The sequence below is a fragment of the Comamonas sp. C24C genome, from assembly GCF_053345995.1.
On record NZ_JBKFBC010000018.1, the window covers coordinates 19,793 to 35,354 of the forward strand.

The 15,562-nt window shown below is 64.7% G+C and carries 16 protein-coding genes; 3 read left to right on the forward strand and 13 right to left on the reverse strand.

The window, feature by feature from the left end; translation table 11 throughout:
• Positions 1-2 precede the first annotated feature (2 nt).
• The 3 genes from ACLBXN_RS23630 to ACLBXN_RS23640 all read left to right on the forward strand — a co-directional run bounded on the left by ACLBXN_RS23630 (position 3) and on the right by ACLBXN_RS23640 (position 3,074).
• On the forward strand, positions 3-1,073 hold the full coding sequence (locus ACLBXN_RS23630; protein ID WP_043008563.1) for a branched-chain amino acid ABC transporter permease: 1,071 nt from the start codon (positions 3-5) through the stop codon (positions 1,071-1,073).
• 69 nt (positions 1,074-1,142) lie between these two features.
• Entirely contained in the window at positions 1,143-2,039 is an 897-nt protein-coding gene (locus ACLBXN_RS23635; protein WP_343678712.1) for an alpha/beta hydrolase, read from the forward strand.
• Positions 2,040-2,123: 84 nt separating this feature from the next.
• Positions 2,124-3,074, forward strand: coding sequence for a rhodanese-like domain-containing protein (locus tag ACLBXN_RS23640; RefSeq protein WP_447613766.1), 951 nt, complete (start codon positions 2,124-2,126; stop codon positions 3,072-3,074).
• A 64-nt stretch (positions 3,075-3,138) separates the two neighbouring features.
• Here the strand turns inward: ACLBXN_RS23640 and ACLBXN_RS23645 are convergent, their stop codons facing one another.
• From ACLBXN_RS23645 to ACLBXN_RS23705, 13 genes are all read right to left on the reverse strand, one after another.
• On the reverse strand, positions 3,139-3,312 hold the full coding sequence (locus ACLBXN_RS23645) for a hypothetical protein (protein WP_003057543.1): 174 nt from the start codon (positions 3,310-3,312) through the stop codon (positions 3,139-3,141).
• A 13-nt stretch (positions 3,313-3,325) separates the two neighbouring features.
• Complete coding sequence (locus tag ACLBXN_RS23650; RefSeq protein ID WP_447613767.1) at positions 3,326-4,423, reverse strand: YeeE/YedE thiosulfate transporter family protein; 1,098 nt, start codon at positions 4,421-4,423, stop codon at positions 3,326-3,328.
• A gap of 141 nt (positions 4,424-4,564) precedes the next feature.
• Positions 4,565-5,521 (reverse strand): sulfurtransferase, encoded by a 957-nt coding sequence (locus ACLBXN_RS23655; protein WP_447613768.1) that lies wholly within the window; start codon positions 5,519-5,521, stop codon positions 4,565-4,567.
• Positions 5,522-5,737: 216 nt separating this feature from the next.
• Entirely contained in the window at positions 5,738-6,274 is a 537-nt protein-coding gene (locus ACLBXN_RS23660) for a (2Fe-2S)-binding protein (protein WP_447613769.1), read from the reverse strand.
• Positions 6,271-8,553, reverse strand: a complete 2,283-nt coding sequence (locus ACLBXN_RS23665; RefSeq protein WP_447613770.1) for a xanthine dehydrogenase family protein molybdopterin-binding subunit — start codon at positions 8,551-8,553, stop codon at positions 6,271-6,273. Before ACLBXN_RS23665 ends, ACLBXN_RS23660 begins: the two co-directional genes overlap by 4 nt.
• Positions 8,554-8,559: 6 nt before the next feature.
• Positions 8,560-9,357, reverse strand: a complete 798-nt coding sequence (locus ACLBXN_RS23670; RefSeq protein ID WP_447613771.1) for an FAD binding domain-containing protein — start codon at positions 9,355-9,357, stop codon at positions 8,560-8,562.
• 24 nt (positions 9,358-9,381) lie between these two features.
• Positions 9,382-9,894: a nucleoside deaminase gene (locus ACLBXN_RS23675; protein ID WP_447613772.1), complete on the reverse strand. Its 513-nt coding sequence runs from the start codon at positions 9,892-9,894 to the stop codon at positions 9,382-9,384.
• 20 nt (positions 9,895-9,914) lie between these two features.
• Positions 9,915-10,676 (reverse strand): ABC transporter permease, encoded by a 762-nt coding sequence (locus ACLBXN_RS23680; protein ID WP_447613773.1) that lies wholly within the window; start codon positions 10,674-10,676, stop codon positions 9,915-9,917.
• A 30-nt stretch (positions 10,677-10,706) separates the two neighbouring features.
• Positions 10,707-11,486 (reverse strand): ABC transporter ATP-binding protein, encoded by a 780-nt coding sequence (locus ACLBXN_RS23685; RefSeq protein WP_447613774.1) that lies wholly within the window; start codon positions 11,484-11,486, stop codon positions 10,707-10,709.
• Between the two features lie 62 nt (positions 11,487-11,548).
• Positions 11,549-12,547, reverse strand: a complete 999-nt coding sequence (locus tag ACLBXN_RS23690; protein WP_447613775.1) for an ABC transporter substrate-binding protein — start codon at positions 12,545-12,547, stop codon at positions 11,549-11,551.
• A gap of 40 nt (positions 12,548-12,587) precedes the next feature.
• Positions 12,588-13,388 carry an alpha/beta fold hydrolase gene (locus tag ACLBXN_RS23695; protein WP_447613776.1) on the reverse strand — a complete coding sequence of 267 codons (801 nt, stop codon included), beginning with the start codon at positions 13,386-13,388 and terminating at the stop codon, positions 12,588-12,590.
• 11 nt (positions 13,389-13,399) lie between these two features.
• Positions 13,400-14,353, reverse strand: a complete 954-nt coding sequence (locus ACLBXN_RS23700; RefSeq protein WP_211455497.1) for an isopenicillin N synthase family dioxygenase — start codon at positions 14,351-14,353, stop codon at positions 13,400-13,402.
• Positions 14,354-14,545: 192 nt separating this feature from the next.
• Positions 14,546-15,523: a LysR family transcriptional regulator gene (locus ACLBXN_RS23705; protein WP_407715424.1), complete on the reverse strand. Its 978-nt coding sequence runs from the start codon at positions 15,521-15,523 to the stop codon at positions 14,546-14,548.
• Positions 15,524-15,562: the final 39 nt, after the last annotated feature.

Here is a 15,562-nt window from a genome sequence, read left to right on the forward strand (position 1 = left end):
GGATGTTGAACCGTTTGCTCTCCGGCGATCTGCCGCGCAGTCGCATCCTGGCACTGATGCTGCTGGCGATCTTCCTGGGTCTTGCCGTGGCGCCGTTTGCCTTCCCCGGTGTCAAGGCGCTCAATGTGGCGGCCAAGGTGCTGATCTTTGTGGTGCTGGTTGCCAGTTTTGACCTGCTGCTGGGCTATACCGGCATCGTCAGCTTTGCCCACACCATGTTCTTCGGCATAGGCGCCTATGGCGTGGCCATTGCTTCCGGCAAGCTGGGGGCGGGCTGGGGGGCGCTGGCCCTGGGGCTGGGTGCGGCGCTGCTGGTGTCGCTGCTCCTGTCCCTGGCCATCGGCCTGTTTTCCCTGCGTGTGCGTGCCATCTTCTTTGCCATGATCACGCTGGCCGTGGCGGCAGCATTTCAGACCCTGGCTTCGCAGCTGTCCGACTGGACGGGAGGCGAGGACGGCCTGACCTTCAAGATGCCCGAATGGCTGTCGCCCAGCTTCGAGCCCTTCGAGAACGAGGTCTTCGGTACCCTCATCGACGGCAGGATCATCAGCTACTACCTGCTGTTTGTGCTGGCGCTGCTGCTGGTGCTGATGCTGTTGCGCATCGTCAATTCGCCCTTCGGCCGCGTGCTGCAGGCGATTCGCGAGAACGAGTTCCGTGCCGAGGCCATCGGCTACCGCGTGGTGATCTATCGCACCACGTCCAGCGTGCTCTCGGCCCTGTTCGCCTGCGTGGCCGGTGCCATGCTGGCGGTCTGGCTGCGCTACAACGGGCCGGACACCACGCTGTCCTTCGAGATCATGATGGACTGCCTGCTCATCGTCGTCATCGGCGGCATGGGCACGATTTATGGCGCGGTGATCGGCTCCGTCATCTTTCTGGTCGCTCAAAGCTATCTGCAGGATTTGTTGCGGCTAGGCAGCGAAGCCGCCGTCAGCCTGCCATGGCTGTCGGCCCTGCTGTCGCCCGACCGCTGGCTGCTGTGGCTGGGTCTGCTGTTTGTGCTCTCGGTCTATTACTTCCCCACGGGCGTGGTCGGGCGGCTGCGTGCTGCGGCGTCGCTCAAGGACTGATTATTTCAATTTTTATAGCTGAAATCGCTTTATGCATAAGCGTTTTAGGCCAAATTCATTCAAAAAATCATGAGCCAGACCTCTCCCGCCTTGCCCCTGCCCGCATCTTGCTATGCTCTTTGCGCGGGCTATGAGATTCATTACCTTGACTGGCAGCCGCAAGGCCCGACCAAGGCCACGGTGATCGCCTGGCATGGCCTGGCACGCACGGGCCGCGACATGGATGCCCTGGCGCAGTTTCTCGTGGCGCAAGGCTATCGCGTCATCTGTCCGGATACCCTGGGCCGCGGCCTGAGCCAGTGGAGCCGCAACCCGCGCGAGGAATATCGGCTGCGCTTTTATGCCCGTCTGGCGCACGAGCTGATGGATGCGCTGGCGCTGCAGCAGGTGCACTGGGTGGGGACCAGCATGGGCGGTGCGATAGGTACGGTCTGCGCATCCGGCCTGTTCGAGCCGGATCTCAGGCACCGCATTCTCACGCTCACGCTCAACGACAATGCGCCCGAGCTGGCCGAGGCTGCGCTGGCCCGCATCAAGAGCTATGCGGGCCGGCCACCGGTGTTCGACACCGTCGCCGAGCTGGAAGGCTTTTTCCGCGCGGCCTACAAGCCCTATGGCTGGCTCAGCGATTTCGAGTGGCGCAAGCTGACCGAGACCAGCACGCGCCGTTGCGACGACGGCCGCGTCACCCCGCATTACGACCCGCGCATGATCGAGCAGTTCACCGAGCATGACAACGACTATCTGCTCTGGGATCACTATGACGCGTTGCAACTGCCCGTGTTGTTGCTGCGCGGCGAGCAGTCCGATCTGGTGCTCAAGCCGGTGGCCGAGCAGATGCAGCAGCGCGGCCCCGGTGTCCGAGGTCTGCTGACCTGGCTGGAAGTGCCGGACTGCGGCCATGCGCCGGCGCTCAATGTGAGCACGCATTTCGAGGCCGTTCTGTCCCATCTGCACCAGGCTTGAAGCGCAACAACCTCGCAGCCCCGGGGATGTTCACGTCTCGCTAGCATCGGTGGCTAAGCCCGGTCGGGGTAAGGAGCGTGGGTCATGGGTTTTGTCGTCGATCTGATTCGGGAATACGGCTTCGGCATTGTCTTTCTCAACGTGCTGGTGGAGCAGCTGGGCGCACCCATTCCGGCCTATCCGGTGCTGGTGGTGACCGGAGCGCTGGAGGGCGGCAGCCTGGCACGCCTGGGCTGGCTGACCGTGATTGCGGTGGCCGCAGCGCTGATGGCCGATGTGTTCTGGTACCACGCAGGCAGAGCCTATGGGCACCGGGTGCTGGGACGTATCTGCCGCATTTCGCTCTCGCCCGATGCCTGCATCCGTCAGACAGAGTCCGTCTATGGTCGCTGGGGCGCCAGGTCTTTGCTGGTGGCCAAGTTCGTGCCGGGCTTTGCCTCCATCGCCAGCGCACTGGCCGGCGTGGTGGGCACGCCGCTGCGCACCTTTGTGTTGTTCGATACCCTGGGGGCCCTGATCTGGGTGGGCTCGGCGGTGTTTCTGGGCTCGCTGTTCAGTTCCACGGTGCAGGATCTGCTCGATGTGCTGACGGCCCTGGGCAAATGGGGGCTGCTGCTGCTGTGCGTGGCGTTCGCGGTCTTCGTGGCACGCAAGTGGTGGCAGAGGCAGCGCGTGGTGCGTTCGCTGAAGATGCCGCGCATGTCGGTCGAGGAACTGGCGGGGCTCAATGCCCAGGGCATCACGCCGACGGTGATCGATGTGCGCGAACCCCTGCTCTTCGGTCAGGGTCATATTCCCGGTGCCAGCTCCTGGCTGGAGCATCAGGGCAAGGGCAGGGCGGCCTACGAGCACTTGCTGCCGCGTGAGCGGCATGAGCATGGCCTTGTCGTGTATTGCGACTGCCCCGACGAGATCTCCGCCGCGCGCGTGGCCAGGCAATTGCAGCGTGCGGGATTTCATAATGTCCGGCCATTGTCCGGTGGCCTGACGGCCTGGGAGGCGGCCGGCTTCGAGCTGGAGAAGCCCGAGGCCTGAGCAGGCCCCAAAGAAAAACGCCCTGACCATTCCTTGGGCAGGGCGTCGGGTAGGTTCGAAGCGCCTACTTGCCGGCAGGCATGGAGCAATGCCCGCCCTGTGCGGCCTGGCCGGAGCCGGCTGCAATCAGCGGCGCTTCGAAGCGCAGGTCGATGGCCGGCGATGTATGAAAGTCCCAGGCCAGAAAGACGAGCAGCACGGCCCAGAATACGGTGCGCAAGGTGCTTGGTGAGGTCATGGTTGTTCCTTGCTCAGAAGCCGAAATGGCGGCGGATGCGCAGGCCGAAGATGGTGCCTGCAAATGCCAGTGGGACCCAGATCCAGCCGTGGATGGAGCCGGTGGAGATGCCCGAGAGCATGGCGCCCACATTGCAGCCGAAAGCCAGGCGCGAGCTGTAGCCGAGCACCAGTCCCGCCAGCAGGGCCACGACCCATTGTGTGCCTGTCAGTGCCTTGGCTGCCGCGGGCTTGCCGGCGGCAATCCACAATGCGCCGCCCAGAATCCCGATATTGGTGATGCTGGTCACGTCCAGCAGCACGGTTTCGTGCAGGCGTGCCGCATTGCCGGGCTGGCTCCAGAACCAGTTGCTGGCCAGGTCGACGGCGCCAGTGGCATTGGCGATCTTGGCGGCCCACAGACCAAAGCCGTAGACCACGCCCCAGGGCTGGCCCGCAATGATCAGGTTGAGCGTGGCCAGGATGGCCAGCAGCACGGCACCCACCAGCCATTTGCGCACCAGCAGCGGCTTGGCCGGGCGGTTCAGGGCGGCATTGGCCTTTTTCACATACAGGGCCACGCCTGCCGCGATCACGGCCAGCGCGACCAGCGTGGCGATCAGCGCTGGAGCCCAGCCCCATTGCGTGACCAGGCCCACGGGGGCCGTATTGCCCAGGTCCAGCCACCAGCCCAGGTGCAGGCTGCCCAGAAAGCTGCCGATCGCAAACAAGGGCAGTATGGCGGTGTTCATGGGGATGCCCATGCCCGCCTTGTAGAGGGTGCCGCTGCCGCAACCGTCGGCGATCTGCATGCACAGGCCGAAGACAAAGGCACCGACCAGCAGGCTGATGCTGGGTGGGCCGAGAGCTGCCGTCAGCTCCGGGAAATGGCCCAGCAAAGGCATGGCCAGTGCCGCAGCCAGCGCCAGCAGCAGCAACTGGCCAAAGATGCCGCTGCCGTCCTTTTCCTCGACCAGCATGCGCCAGCCCGTGGTGAAGCCAAATCGTTTGCCGGCCAGCACCGCGCCCAGGCCTATGCCCACGGCAAACAGCGCCGCCTGACGCACCGAGACCGACCACAGCAGCCAGCCAAAGAAAACGGCCAGCAAGGCCGTTATGGGAAGTCGTTTCATGTTTTTAGTGTTAATTCAGTGCCTCAAGAGTTCGAGGCTTGTAAAACCGCCACACACCAAGTCAGAGACACCAAGCAAGAGCCGCCTCGCAGCGAGGGTGTCTGTCCCCCTTGGGGGGAAGGCGCGAAGCGACTCAGGGGGTTACTTGAATGTTTTTTCCCACCATTTTTGGGCGTCATAGGCCAATGACTGGGCGCGGCCCGGCTGGTTGGCCATGCGCGGCGCGTCCTTGGACTGCGTCCAGTCCACCATGGAGCCCGCATACAGCTTCACATTGGGCAGGCCTGCCATTTCGGAGAGGCCGAACCAGTCGGTGGCCGCCCAGTGACCGGTGTTGCAGAAGGCCACCATGTCCTGGCCTTGCGGGCGCTGGACCTTGGCAGCGATTTCCCGGGCCTTGGCAGCATCCACGAACCGTGAGGTACCGGGCACAAACCATTGATTGAAATCCAGTTGCTGTGCGCCGGGCAGGGTGCCCGAGAGCTTGGCGGCGGGTGCGCGGGTCTTGCCCAGATAGAAGGCGTCGGGGCGCGAGTCCACCAGAGCCGCATTGGAGAGGTCGATATGCTTGCCCACATCCTGCTGCGTGGCCAGCCAGTTGGCGTCAAAAGTCGGGGCGTAGCTGCTGGGCGCAATCTGCACCTGGGTCTTGCCCAGGGGCTTGCCTGCACCTTCCCAGGCCTTCATGCCGCCGTTGACGATGGACAGCTCCTTGAGGCCCAGGCTTTTGAGCGTCCAGTACACACGCGCCGTGGCACCAAAGTCCGTGGCATCGGCACCGCTGGAGATCACGATGGCATGCGTGGCTGGCGTCAGGCCCAGGGACTGCACCAGCGCCACCAGCTTGGCCTGGTCGGGCAGCTCGCCAGGATTGGTGGCCGGGCCGCGCCATTTGCCGTAGGGGGCGTTGGCGGCCTGTGCGATATGGCCGGCCTCGAAGGCTTTGGGGTCGCGGATATCGATGAGGCGGACATCGGCCTGCTGCAGCAGAGGCTGCAGCTGTTCGGGGTTGAGCAGGGGCTGGGCAGCGAGCGCCCAGCTGCTGGCGCCCAGGCTCAAGCCCAGACCTAGTGCATAGCGTGTCAGAGAGTTTTTCATGGCAGGAGTCGGCAAAGCCGATTCATCAGGGGCATGGCTATGCCCAGGGCCTCTATTGTCCTGGCCTTGCCGCGACAGGGCCAACCAAGAAAAACTTGTCTGCTTATTGCCTGGGGTCATGAACCGGCGAACAAACAGCGTGGTTTCTGATAACCGTGGTTAAAAGTGGCTGATTCGCTTTGTGAGTAAGCGATTGCAGCTATCAAACTTGAGCAATCATGCGCTTTGTTCGGCCGGAAACAGCTCCTGCACGGCCCGCCGGATGCCGCCATAGCCCGTACAGCGACAAAGGTTTCCGCACATCTGGGCCTCGGCCTCGGCGGCTGTGGGGCGGGGCTGCTGCTGGTGCAGCCAGCTCATGCTCATGACCATGCCGGAGGTGCAATAGCCGCATTGCACGCCGCCGCAGCGCGCCAGAGCGTCGCGCACGGGTTCGCTGGCGCTGTCCTGTGCCACGGACTCGATGGTGCGCACCGTCTGGCCCTGGATCTGATAGGCCATCAGCAGGCAGGCATTCACGGGCTCGCCGTTGAGCCAGACCATGCAGGCGCCGCAGCGCCCCACTTCGCAGCCGGGCTTGGCCCCGGTGAGTTGCCAGTGCTCGCGCAGCAAGGTCAGCAGCCGGGTATCGGGGCTGCAGCTGGCGCTGGCCGGCTGGTCGTTCAGATTCAGCTGTAGCACAAAAGCCGGGGCCTCCTTTGCGTTGGCTGCGGTTGGCTTGCCACCGTGCTCCGGGATGTGGGTCGTCGTCATGGTGTGGAGGACTCCGCGCCCGCCTCCAGCAGCACGATCACGCGCTCCGGGGTCATGGGCAGTTGCGTGATGGGATGCTGCAGTGCGGCAGCCAGGGCATTGGCCACTGCGGGCAGGGCCAGGTTGACGCTGATCTCGCCGGCTCCGCGCGGGCCTATGGGATCGCCCTCGGGAAGGTTCTCGATCGCCAGCACCTGCATTTCAGGGGCATCGGCCAGCGTGGGGATCAGATAGCCGTCGAGATTGCGTGCCTGGTAGTGGCCGTCCAGGCAAGCCAGCTCCTCCTGCGTGCCCATGGCCAGGCCCATGACGGCGCCGCCTTCCATCTGACCCAGATAGCCCTGGGCCGATGTCACGGGCCCCAGGGCCGTGCACATCACCAGCCGCTGCACCTGGACCATGCCGCTCCAGGTGTCGACGCGTACCTGGGCAATGGCGGCGCAGGCTCCGAAGACGAAGTGGGTGTCATGCGCGTTGCCCTCCGGGTCCTCTGCGCGCAGGTCTAAGGAGATACAGGGCGCTTGTTCGCCCGATGCCCTTGCCAGATCGGCGTAGCTCAGGCACAGGCCCGCAGCGCTTTCCAGGCCCCATGCGCCGCAGCGCAGAGGGATATCGGGCAGCAGTCTTGCGGCGGCCAGGAGCAAGGCTTGCTGCCAGGGCCGGGCCGCCTCCTGCAAGGCGCGCCATACCAGCGTGGTGGCGCGCGAGGCGGCCACAGGGCCCGAGTCGGGCGTCAGCCGGGTATCGCCCAGCACCGGCCGAATCGCGTCGGCTGCGCAGCCCAGATGCTGCGCGCCCAGGCTCTGGATGGTTCCAACCAGGTTCTGTCCCAGCTCGGTAAAGCCGCAGCGCAACTCGATCGCACCGTCGGCGGCCAGGGCCAGCTCCATGCGGCAGTCACTTGGGCCACCCTTGCCAAAGCCGTCGCTGCGATGGATCAGCGTGAGGCCCACGCCGTGCAGATGGCGGCCGTCCGCGCTGGCCCAGCGATGCGGCCCGCGCCACAGCGCTTGCTGGCGGGCGACATCGAGTGCGCGCTGGGCGCCGTCGAACGGAACGACATGCTGGCCCAGCGGGCCAGGTGCCTCGGGAGCGGCGAGATTGAGGGCGCGAAACGCGTCAGCTGTCATGCCGACCAGCGCAGCCAGTCTGTCCATTTGCTGCTCAAGTGCAAATTGCACCTGCACGGCGCCGAAGCCGCGGAACGCACCGGCGATACCGTTGTTCGTATAGGCCAGCCTGGCGCCGAGGTCCAGTGCCAGATACCGGTAGGGGCCGGGGGCATGCTCGAGCGCGGCATCCAGCACCTCGGGGCCATGCGTGGCATAGGCCCCGGTGTCGGCCACTATCCGCACCTGGTGGTAGGTGAGCCGCCCCTTTGCATCGCAGCCGGTCTGCATTTCGATCTGCATGGGATGTCGCTTGACACCTAGATCCACCGATTGCGGACGTGTCAGGTGCAACCGCACGGGGCGCTGCGCCCTCCAGGCCAGCAGGGCCGCGATGGGTTGAATCGTCAACTCGTCCTTGCCGCCGTAGGAGCCGCCCACGGGTGTGGCCACGGCGTGAACCCTGTCGTGCGGCAGGCCGAGCATGTCGGCGATGACCTGCTTTTCCCGCGCGGGGTTGTGGCCGCCGAAGAACAGGCGCAGGCCGCCCGCGCCATCGGGCTCGGCCACACCGCCTTCGGTCTCGAGAAAGGCATGCATCTGGCGTGGCGTGACATAGCTGTCCTGCACCCGGTGCACTGTGCTTGCCCGGGCAGCAGACATGTCTCCCTGGCGGTGGCTGGCGGCATGCAGCAGATTGCCGTCCTGATGGACTGGCTGCCCGGAGGCCACCGTGCCGTCAAGCGCGGCGACCGGGTCGCAGACCGGGGGCAGGCGTTCGTAGTCAACCCGGATCAGCGCCAGAGCCTGCCGCGCCGTCTCCATGTCCACGGCCGCAACGGCGGCGACCGGGTCGCCCACATGGCGCACCTTGTCGATACAGAGTACGGGCCGGTCCACCTTGCGCAAGCCATAGTGCTTGATGCCGGGGATATCGGCATGGGTGACCACGGCATGGACGCCTGGCAGGGCTTGGGCGGCGCTGGTATCGATATGCAGAATGCGCGCGTGGGGATGAGGGCTGCCGAGAATCGCTCCGCGCAGCTGACCCGGCTGAATGCGGTCGCTCAGAAAGCCCGGGTTGCCGCCGAGCTTGGCCCCGGCATCGGGCCGGACCGGTAAAGCCTCAAGGCCCAGCTCGCGGATGTGATGAGGGGTGTGGAATTCCATGATGGTTCAGGCCAGCAGCCCGCAATGTCCGGCAATCAGGCGGCTGGCAATCCGGGCCAGATCGGGAGGCAGGCTTTGCTCGCAGGTCGTGCGTATATCGCCGAGGGAGGGCCGGATCTGCAACTCCTGCGCATAGCTCAGCAGCTTTTCCGTGGCTTGCAGGCGGTGCACGCCTATGCCCGGGGCTGCCGCCGCAATGCGGTCCAGGTTCAGGCGCTTTTGTGCATCGCTCCAGCGCAAGGCCAGGCGCAGCCGCGCGGGGGAGAATGCCGCGCGATAGCCGACCTTCTCGAACACCAGTGGCCGGGGCTCCATCACATCGCTGCGCGGCAGCAGGAACGAGAGCATCAGAGGCCGGTCCATGAGCTTGAGCGTCTGCGCCAGCGACTGCAGGTTGCCGTCCGTCAACTCGACCTGCGCATCCATGGCCAGCAATACCGGGCAGCAGTCGCCTTCGCCCCAGCCTATATTGCCGCCCAGGGTTCCCAGGCGGCGTATTCCCATGGCCCCTAGCTGGTCCAGGGCCTGGACGATCACGGGGGCGTGCTGCTGAACCCAGGGGTGACGGCGCACGGCCTCCAGCCGCATGCCTGCACCGATGTGCAGATATTGCGGGCCGAGGCTGATCTGCTGCATCTCGGGCCAGTGCATCACGTTGATGAAATGCGTGGCCGACGGCGCCAGACGAGGCTCTGCCCATGACTGCTGCAGCAGCGTGCCCCCGGCGATGAAGCAGGCGGCATCGCCGAGCTTGCGGGCCAGGGCCTGCGCGGCCTGGGGTGACGAGGGGTGGGTGAGCAGCATGGCAGCCTCCTGCTGGCTTGGTCCTCAGCGCTGCGCCCAGAAGGCTTGCTGCTGGGCGGCGATCTCGGCCTCCATCTCGGGTACGGGGCCGATCAGCTCCACGGCCTTCTGGCAATGGTCGAAGACATAACGCGACGAGACGCTCATGGTCGGGTTCTCGCCATGGCTGCCCGTGCATTCCAGCAGGCGGTGTTCGGTCATGCCGAACACGATGCGACCGATATTGGCCCAGTAGGCCGTACCGGCGCACATGCAGCAAGGCTCCACATTGGTGTAGAGCGTGCAGCTCCAGAGAAAGTCGGCCGTGTAATTGGTGGCCGCCATGCGCGCCAAGGTCGATTCCGCGTGGTTGACGGTGTCGATATTGCACTGCTCCATGAGCACGGTCTCCTGGTCGGGACCTACCAGCACGGCGCCGAAGGGGTGGTGGCCCATTCGTGTAGCGCGCTGGGCCACGGCCTGCGCGCGACGCAGATTGCGCTGGATTTGTTCGGCAGAGGGCGTCAGGCCCTGCGGGGGGAAGTTCTTGTCTGTCATGGTGGCGGTCCTTGTGTTGATCAGGCTGGAGTGCTCTGGCTCCAGGGAAAGAGGCGCTTGTGCAGCTGCTGCACGCCACCATAGAGCAGCAGGCTGCACAGCACCAGCAGTGCCAGTGCGGCAAAGGCCACGGCCACCTTGAAGGAGGAGGTGGCAAACAGGATCAGATAGCCCAGGCCTTTTTCCGCAGCCACGAACTCGGCGACCACGGCGCCCACAATGGCCAGCGTGATGGAGACCTTGAGGGCCGAAAACACATAGGGCACGGCAAACGGCATGCGAATCTGCCAGTACTGGCGGCTGGTGGTGGCGCGCAGTGAGCGCGACAACTCCACCAGCTCTGCCGGCACCGAAGCCAGGCCCAGGGCCGTGGAAACCACCAGCGGGAAAAAGGCAATCAGCGTGGTGATGACCACGCGGGGCAGCAGGCCTGCACCCAGAGTGACGACGATGATGGGAGCGACGGCCACGATGGGGGTGGACTGGATCACCACCAGCCAGGGCATGATGATTTTCGAGAGCAGCTGCGATCGCGTGATGGCGATGGCCAGCGGAATGGCCAGTGCGATCGCCAGCGCATAGCCTATGAGCGCGACCTGCAAGGTGGCCGTGACATGCTCCAGCCAGCGCTGCAGCCCCATCTCGGCAGCAGCCAGCCAGATCTGGCTGGGAGCGGGAAAAATGTACTCGGGTATATGCGCCAGGCGGCAGGCGCACTCCCAGAACAGCAGGACGGCGAGGAAAACCAGCAGCGAAGCATGGCGTTGTATGAGGGCAGACATAGGGGGCCTCTTGGGGCTGCGGGAGGATCTTCAGGCGTGTGCGGGGTGTTTGCTGAAGACCTTGAGACGAATCTCGTTGGCCATTTCGGTGAACACGGGATCGGCCAGAGTGGCCATGCTGCGCGGGCGTGCCAGCGGCACATCGATGATGTCGGCCACACGGCCAGGGCGGGCGCTCATGACCACGATGCGGTCGGATAGCAGCAAGGCCTCCTGGATGGAGTGGGTCACAAAGACCACGGTCTTGGGGCGCTCGTTCCAGATGCGCAGCAGCTCCAGGCTCATTTCGTCGCGTGTGAGCGCGTCCAGCGCCGAAAAGGGCTCGTCCATCAGCAGGATGTCCGGGTCATGCAGCAAGGAGCGTGCGATCGCGACGCGCTGCTGCATGCCGCCCGAGAGTTCGTGGGGCCGCTTGTGGCCGAAGTCCCTGAGGCCGATCATCTCCAGCAGCTGCTGGGCGCGGGCCTCTTCCTTCATTTCCACATTGCCGTATTTGTGGCGCATGGGGAAGGTGATGTTGTCCAGCACCGAGAGCCAGGGCAGCAGCGTGGGCTTCTGGAACACCATGCCGATCTCGTCGCGTGGTTCGGTCACGGGCAGATCGAAGATGCGCACCTCGCCGCTGCTGGGGCGGATCAGGCCCGCAATCAGTCGCAATATGGTGGACTTGCCGCAGCCCGAAGGGCCGATCAGCGAGACGAATTCGTGGCGGCGCAGATGCAGGTCCACGCCCTGCAGGGCCGTGACAGGGCTGCCATCGCTGGAGACAAAGGTCTGGGTGACCGCGTTCAGATCGATTACGTATTGCATGGCAGGCGATCAAGGAAAGGACAAGGGCGTGAGGGCGGCGCTGTGCCGCCCTCGCATGGGATTTACTGGCTCAGAAAGCGGCGATCCACCAGCGTTTCCGGGTCGACCTTCTTGAGGTCATAGCTCATGGACTGGGCCACCCAGCCCCAGGTGGCAGCCAGCAGCCGGGGCTCGAATTTGCCCAGGCCGTCGCGCTGGCTGATCTCGTTCCTGAGCAGCGGGATGGAGGCTTCAAATTCGGCCTTGACCACGGCAGTGTCGGCCTCGGGCACCTGGGCCTTCAGCGACTCGGCTGCCTTTTGCGGGTTCTGGATGGAGAACTCCAGCGACTTGCCCAGTGCCCGCACATAGCGCTTGAGCACTTCGGGGCGCTCCTTGATGGTCTTGTCACTGGCCATGACGGACCAGCCATAGCCGTCCAGACCGAACTGCGTCCAGGGCAGGACCGACAGTTCCTTGCTGGCCTGCTTGAGCACGGAGCCGAAAGCCGGAGCCACGGTCACCCAGTTGATGGTCGCGTCCACGCGGCCCTGGGCCAGCATGGGTGCCAGCGTCGCCGGGTCCGACTTGATGACCTTGATCTTGCTGGCGTCCACGCCGTTCTTCTGCAGCACGATGGGCCACAGGGCATTCGACGAGGAGAAGGTGGGCATGGCCACCGTCTTGCCTTCCATGTCCTTGAGGCTCCTGATCTTGCTGTCGGCACGCGTGAAAAGCGCATCGGGCTGTTTGGAATACAGCGACATCACGGCCTTGACGGGAATCCTGCCTTCGGCGGCGGCCATCATCAGCGCCGAGATGCCGCCAAAACCCACATCGGCAGAGCCCGAGGCCACCTTGGTCACGGCATCGGCCGAGCCTCGGCCGGGAACAATCTTCACGTCCAGGCCTTCGTCCTTGAAAAAGCCTTGCTGCACGCCGGCATAGACAAAGGACTTGTCGCCCCCGGGCAGCCAGTCGAGCTGTACCGTGAGCTTGTCGGCTGCCTGGGCCGCTGCGCCACAGGCGACGAGCATGGCGAAAAGGGCGGAGCGTTTGAAGTAGGTAGCGGGGCGCGTCATGAATAACTCCTGAAGAATGCGAGTTTTGGGTAATTGCTTGCTATACATTGATGAGCGGCATGCGCAAGCTCATAAACGGTTTTGATTGAATTTCGTCTAAAGCCGGCAGCAAGGCGTCGCTCAGGGCCTGAGGGCAGGCCAGCTGTGGCACATGGCCGCAGTCGAGGCTGATGCGCCTGGCACCCGGCGTGAGCTGCTGCATGCGCTGCTGCAGCGGCAGCGTCACGGAGCGGTCCTGACGACATTCCACATAGATACGTGGCACCCGGCCAAAACGCTCGGCGCTGAGCCGGTTCACCATGGCCCGGCCCGTTTCGGGCTGGACGCAGAGACGGCTGGCGGCCTTGAGCGCTGCGGTCGGAGGGCAGTCATGCAGGAACAAAGCCATGGCGGCTTCCAGCGGAACGCTGCTGGCATTGCGCTGCTCGTTCCAGGCCAGATGCGGGCCTATGCCCTGGTAGTCAAAGCCCGGATCGGCGGCGCGGCATTGTGCGATCACATCGCCATAGCTCATGCCGCTGGGCAGCATCATTCCGGCCAGGTAGACCAGGGCGCTGACCCGCTCGGGGGCGGCCTGGGCGACCTGAGACGCCGTCATGCCGCCACCGCTGTGACCGACCACCACGGCAGGGCCATTCAGCGATTCCAGCACGCGCAGCACATGGGCGGTGTAACCGTCGAGATTGGCGCAGCTGTCGTCTTCGGCGGCGGCATCGTTGCCCGGCAGATTGACGGCAAGCACCTTCCAGCCTCGGGCCTGCAGCAGCGGCGTCCAGGCCGCAAAAGCCCAGCTGCCTTGCCAGGCCCCGTGGATCAGCACCATATTGCGTGAGCTTGTCATCGTGGCCTCCGTCAACCGTAGGTGCGGCGATAGCATTCGATCTGGTGCTGCTCCACCGTGACAGCCGGGTATCTGGGCAGCTCGCCCTCGTCCAGGCAGGTGGGAATGCATTCCACCTTGTGCAGCGGGTTGCCCGTGAAGAAAAAGGGCACGGAATAGCGTTCGCGACCCGAGACATTGATGACCCGGTGCAAGGTGGAGACATAGCGGTCGTTGGTCCAGCGCGCGAACAGATCGCCGATGTTGACGACGAAGGCGCCGGGCACGGGGGGCGCGTCGATCCAGCTGCCGAGATCTTTGTCCCAGACCTGCAGGCCGCCGGCCTCGTCCTGCAGCAGCAAGGTCACGCCACCGAAATCCGTGTGCTCGCCGCAGCCTTTCTCGCCGGGTTCAGGGTTGGCGGGCTGCGGCGGGTAATGCAGCAGGCGCAGGGTCGCGGCGGCCTCCTTGAGATAGCCGTCGAAGTGGCTGACCGGAACACCCAGAGACAAGGCCAGGCCGCGCACAATGGTCGCGCCCAGGCCGTAGGCGGCCTGGTAATAGTTCTGCATCACGGCGCGGAAGTCGGGCAGGGTTTCGGGCCATTGGTTGGGGCCGGTATTGAAGCGGCCGGCCAGCACGCGTGCATCGTTGGCCGCGACCTCGGCGCCGGCATAGAAGCTTTCCTTGAGGTCGGGCGGTGCGCCGCTCTCCAGCGTCTGGGCGCGCAGCGGCTCATAGCCGCGATTGCAGCGGGAGAGCTTTTTGTCCACGGCCAGCTTTTCGGTCATGGGCAGGTCAAAGAAGCGCTGGCTGGCGGCAAACAGGCTGCTGATCAGTGCCGGGTCTATGCCATGGCCGGTGATATAGAAGAAGCCGCGCTGTTCGCAAGCCTGGCGCAGCTGCTCGGCCACCAGGTGCTGATCCACAGGGTCATGGCTGCGCAGGCCGCTGATGTCGATGAGGGGGAGGGCAGAGGTGCTCACAAATGGCGTCCAGAAACTGAAGAACTGGAGTCAGTTTAGAAAGCGCAGTCCGTGCTGGATAGCGCAGCTTTTGCTGCGGGGTGATCTAAAAATGTGAGCGCTAATCGCTTGCGGGTAAAGCGCTGCACGGCATTGGTGCATTCGCGAGAGGTGATGCGCACAATGCCGGTGCGGGCGTAGGAGAGGGCGGGCTCAGCTACTGGCGGAAGCCGCCGCAGCGGCGGTCTGCGTGCGTGCCACCCATTCACGCAGGGCGACGCTTTCCTCGTCCTCGCGGCTTTCTATGGCATCGGCCGCGATGCGGTTGAAGGCGTCGAGTGCCGATGGCAGCGTGCGTCCTGCACGCACATAGACGCCGAGTTCGGAATACAGCGTGGTGGGAGTATCCAGCGGCACATGGACCAGCCGGCCTTCGCGCAGCTCGCGCTCCAGCCCCAGGCGGCTCTGGAAGAAAATGCCCACGCCGCGTTCGGCAAGACTCTTGGCCAGCTCGATGGACGAGGTTTCCAGCAACACCTGCAATGCACGCTTGTGGTGCGCCAGCAGGGGTTGCAGCAAGTCGTGCATGGAGAGTTCGGGCGTGGGCAGAATCAGCGGAAAGGTCGCGCATTGCGCAAAGTCCACGCGCTCCAGTTGGGCAATCGGGTGTTTGGGTGGCACGATGGCACCCAGCGCAAAGCGGCCCATGGTGCATTGGCGCAGATTGTCATGGCGCTTGACCGAAAAGCCTATGCCCACGTCCGCATCTCCCTGAATCACGGCCTGTGCCGCCTGCTGGGAGCCGCAGGTGCGCACATGAATCTGAATCGTGGGGTAGCGCCTGTGCATCTGCGTGAGCACGGCCGGCATCAGGTCGGCGTTCAGGCCTTCCACGGCGGCCACGCTGACCGAGCCGCGACGCACGCCGCGCAGCAGCTCCAGTTCGGTGCTGAGGCGGTGCTCGTCCTGCAGCACCGTGATCACATGGCGCGAAAACACCTCGCCAGCGGCCGTGAGCCGCAGGCCCGAGCTCAGGCGCTCGAACAGCGGGCTGCCGATTTCGTCCTCAAGCTGCAGCAACTGGCGGTTGACTGCCGACGAAGCCACATGAAGATGGCGTGCGGCTTCCCGTATGGAGCCGCAACGGCGAATCATGTCGAAATAGCGAATGGAGCGGGCGTGAATATGCATGCTGCCGGAGGCAGCATATGCCGTGCCAGTTCGCTGGAT

Bases quoted from the DNA above. Each gene is read 5' to 3' on its own strand.
- ACLBXN_RS23630 (WP_043008563.1), top strand. From the start codon at position 3: ATGTTGAACCGTTTGCTCTCCGGCGATCTGCCGCGCAGTCGCATCCTG.
- ACLBXN_RS23635 (WP_343678712.1), top strand. From the start codon at position 1,143: ATGAGCCAGACCTCTCCCGCCTTGCCCCTGCCCGCATCTTGCTATGCT.
- ACLBXN_RS23640 (WP_447613766.1), top strand. From the start codon at position 2,124: ATGGGTTTTGTCGTCGATCTGATTCGGGAATACGGCTTCGGCATTGTC.
- ACLBXN_RS23645 (WP_003057543.1), bottom strand. From the start codon at position 3,312: ATGACCTCACCAAGCACCTTGCGCACCGTATTCTGGGCCGTGCTGCTC.
- ACLBXN_RS23650 (WP_447613767.1), bottom strand. From the start codon at position 4,423: ATGAAACGACTTCCCATAACGGCCTTGCTGGCCGTTTTCTTTGGCTGG.
- ACLBXN_RS23655 (WP_447613768.1), bottom strand. From the start codon at position 5,521: ATGAAAAACTCTCTGACACGCTATGCACTAGGTCTGGGCTTGAGCCTG.
- ACLBXN_RS23660 (WP_447613769.1), bottom strand. From the start codon at position 6,274: ATGACGACGACCCACATCCCGGAGCACGGTGGCAAGCCAACCGCAGCC.
- ACLBXN_RS23665 (WP_447613770.1), bottom strand. From the start codon at position 8,553: ATGGAATTCCACACCCCTCATCACATCCGCGAGCTGGGCCTTGAGGCT.
- ACLBXN_RS23670 (WP_447613771.1), bottom strand. From the start codon at position 9,357: ATGCTGCTCACCCACCCCTCGTCACCCCAGGCCGCGCAGGCCCTGGCC.
- ACLBXN_RS23675 (WP_447613772.1), bottom strand. From the start codon at position 9,894: ATGACAGACAAGAACTTCCCCCCGCAGGGCCTGACGCCCTCTGCCGAA.
- ACLBXN_RS23680 (WP_447613773.1), bottom strand. From the start codon at position 10,676: ATGTCTGCCCTCATACAACGCCATGCTTCGCTGCTGGTTTTCCTCGCC.
- ACLBXN_RS23685 (WP_447613774.1), bottom strand. From the start codon at position 11,486: ATGCAATACGTAATCGATCTGAACGCGGTCACCCAGACCTTTGTCTCC.
- ACLBXN_RS23690 (WP_447613775.1), bottom strand. From the start codon at position 12,547: ATGACGCGCCCCGCTACCTACTTCAAACGCTCCGCCCTTTTCGCCATG.
- ACLBXN_RS23695 (WP_447613776.1), bottom strand. From the start codon at position 13,388: ATGACAAGCTCACGCAATATGGTGCTGATCCACGGGGCCTGGCAAGGC.
- ACLBXN_RS23705 (WP_407715424.1), bottom strand. From the start codon at position 15,523: ATGCATATTCACGCCCGCTCCATTCGCTATTTCGACATGATTCGCCGT.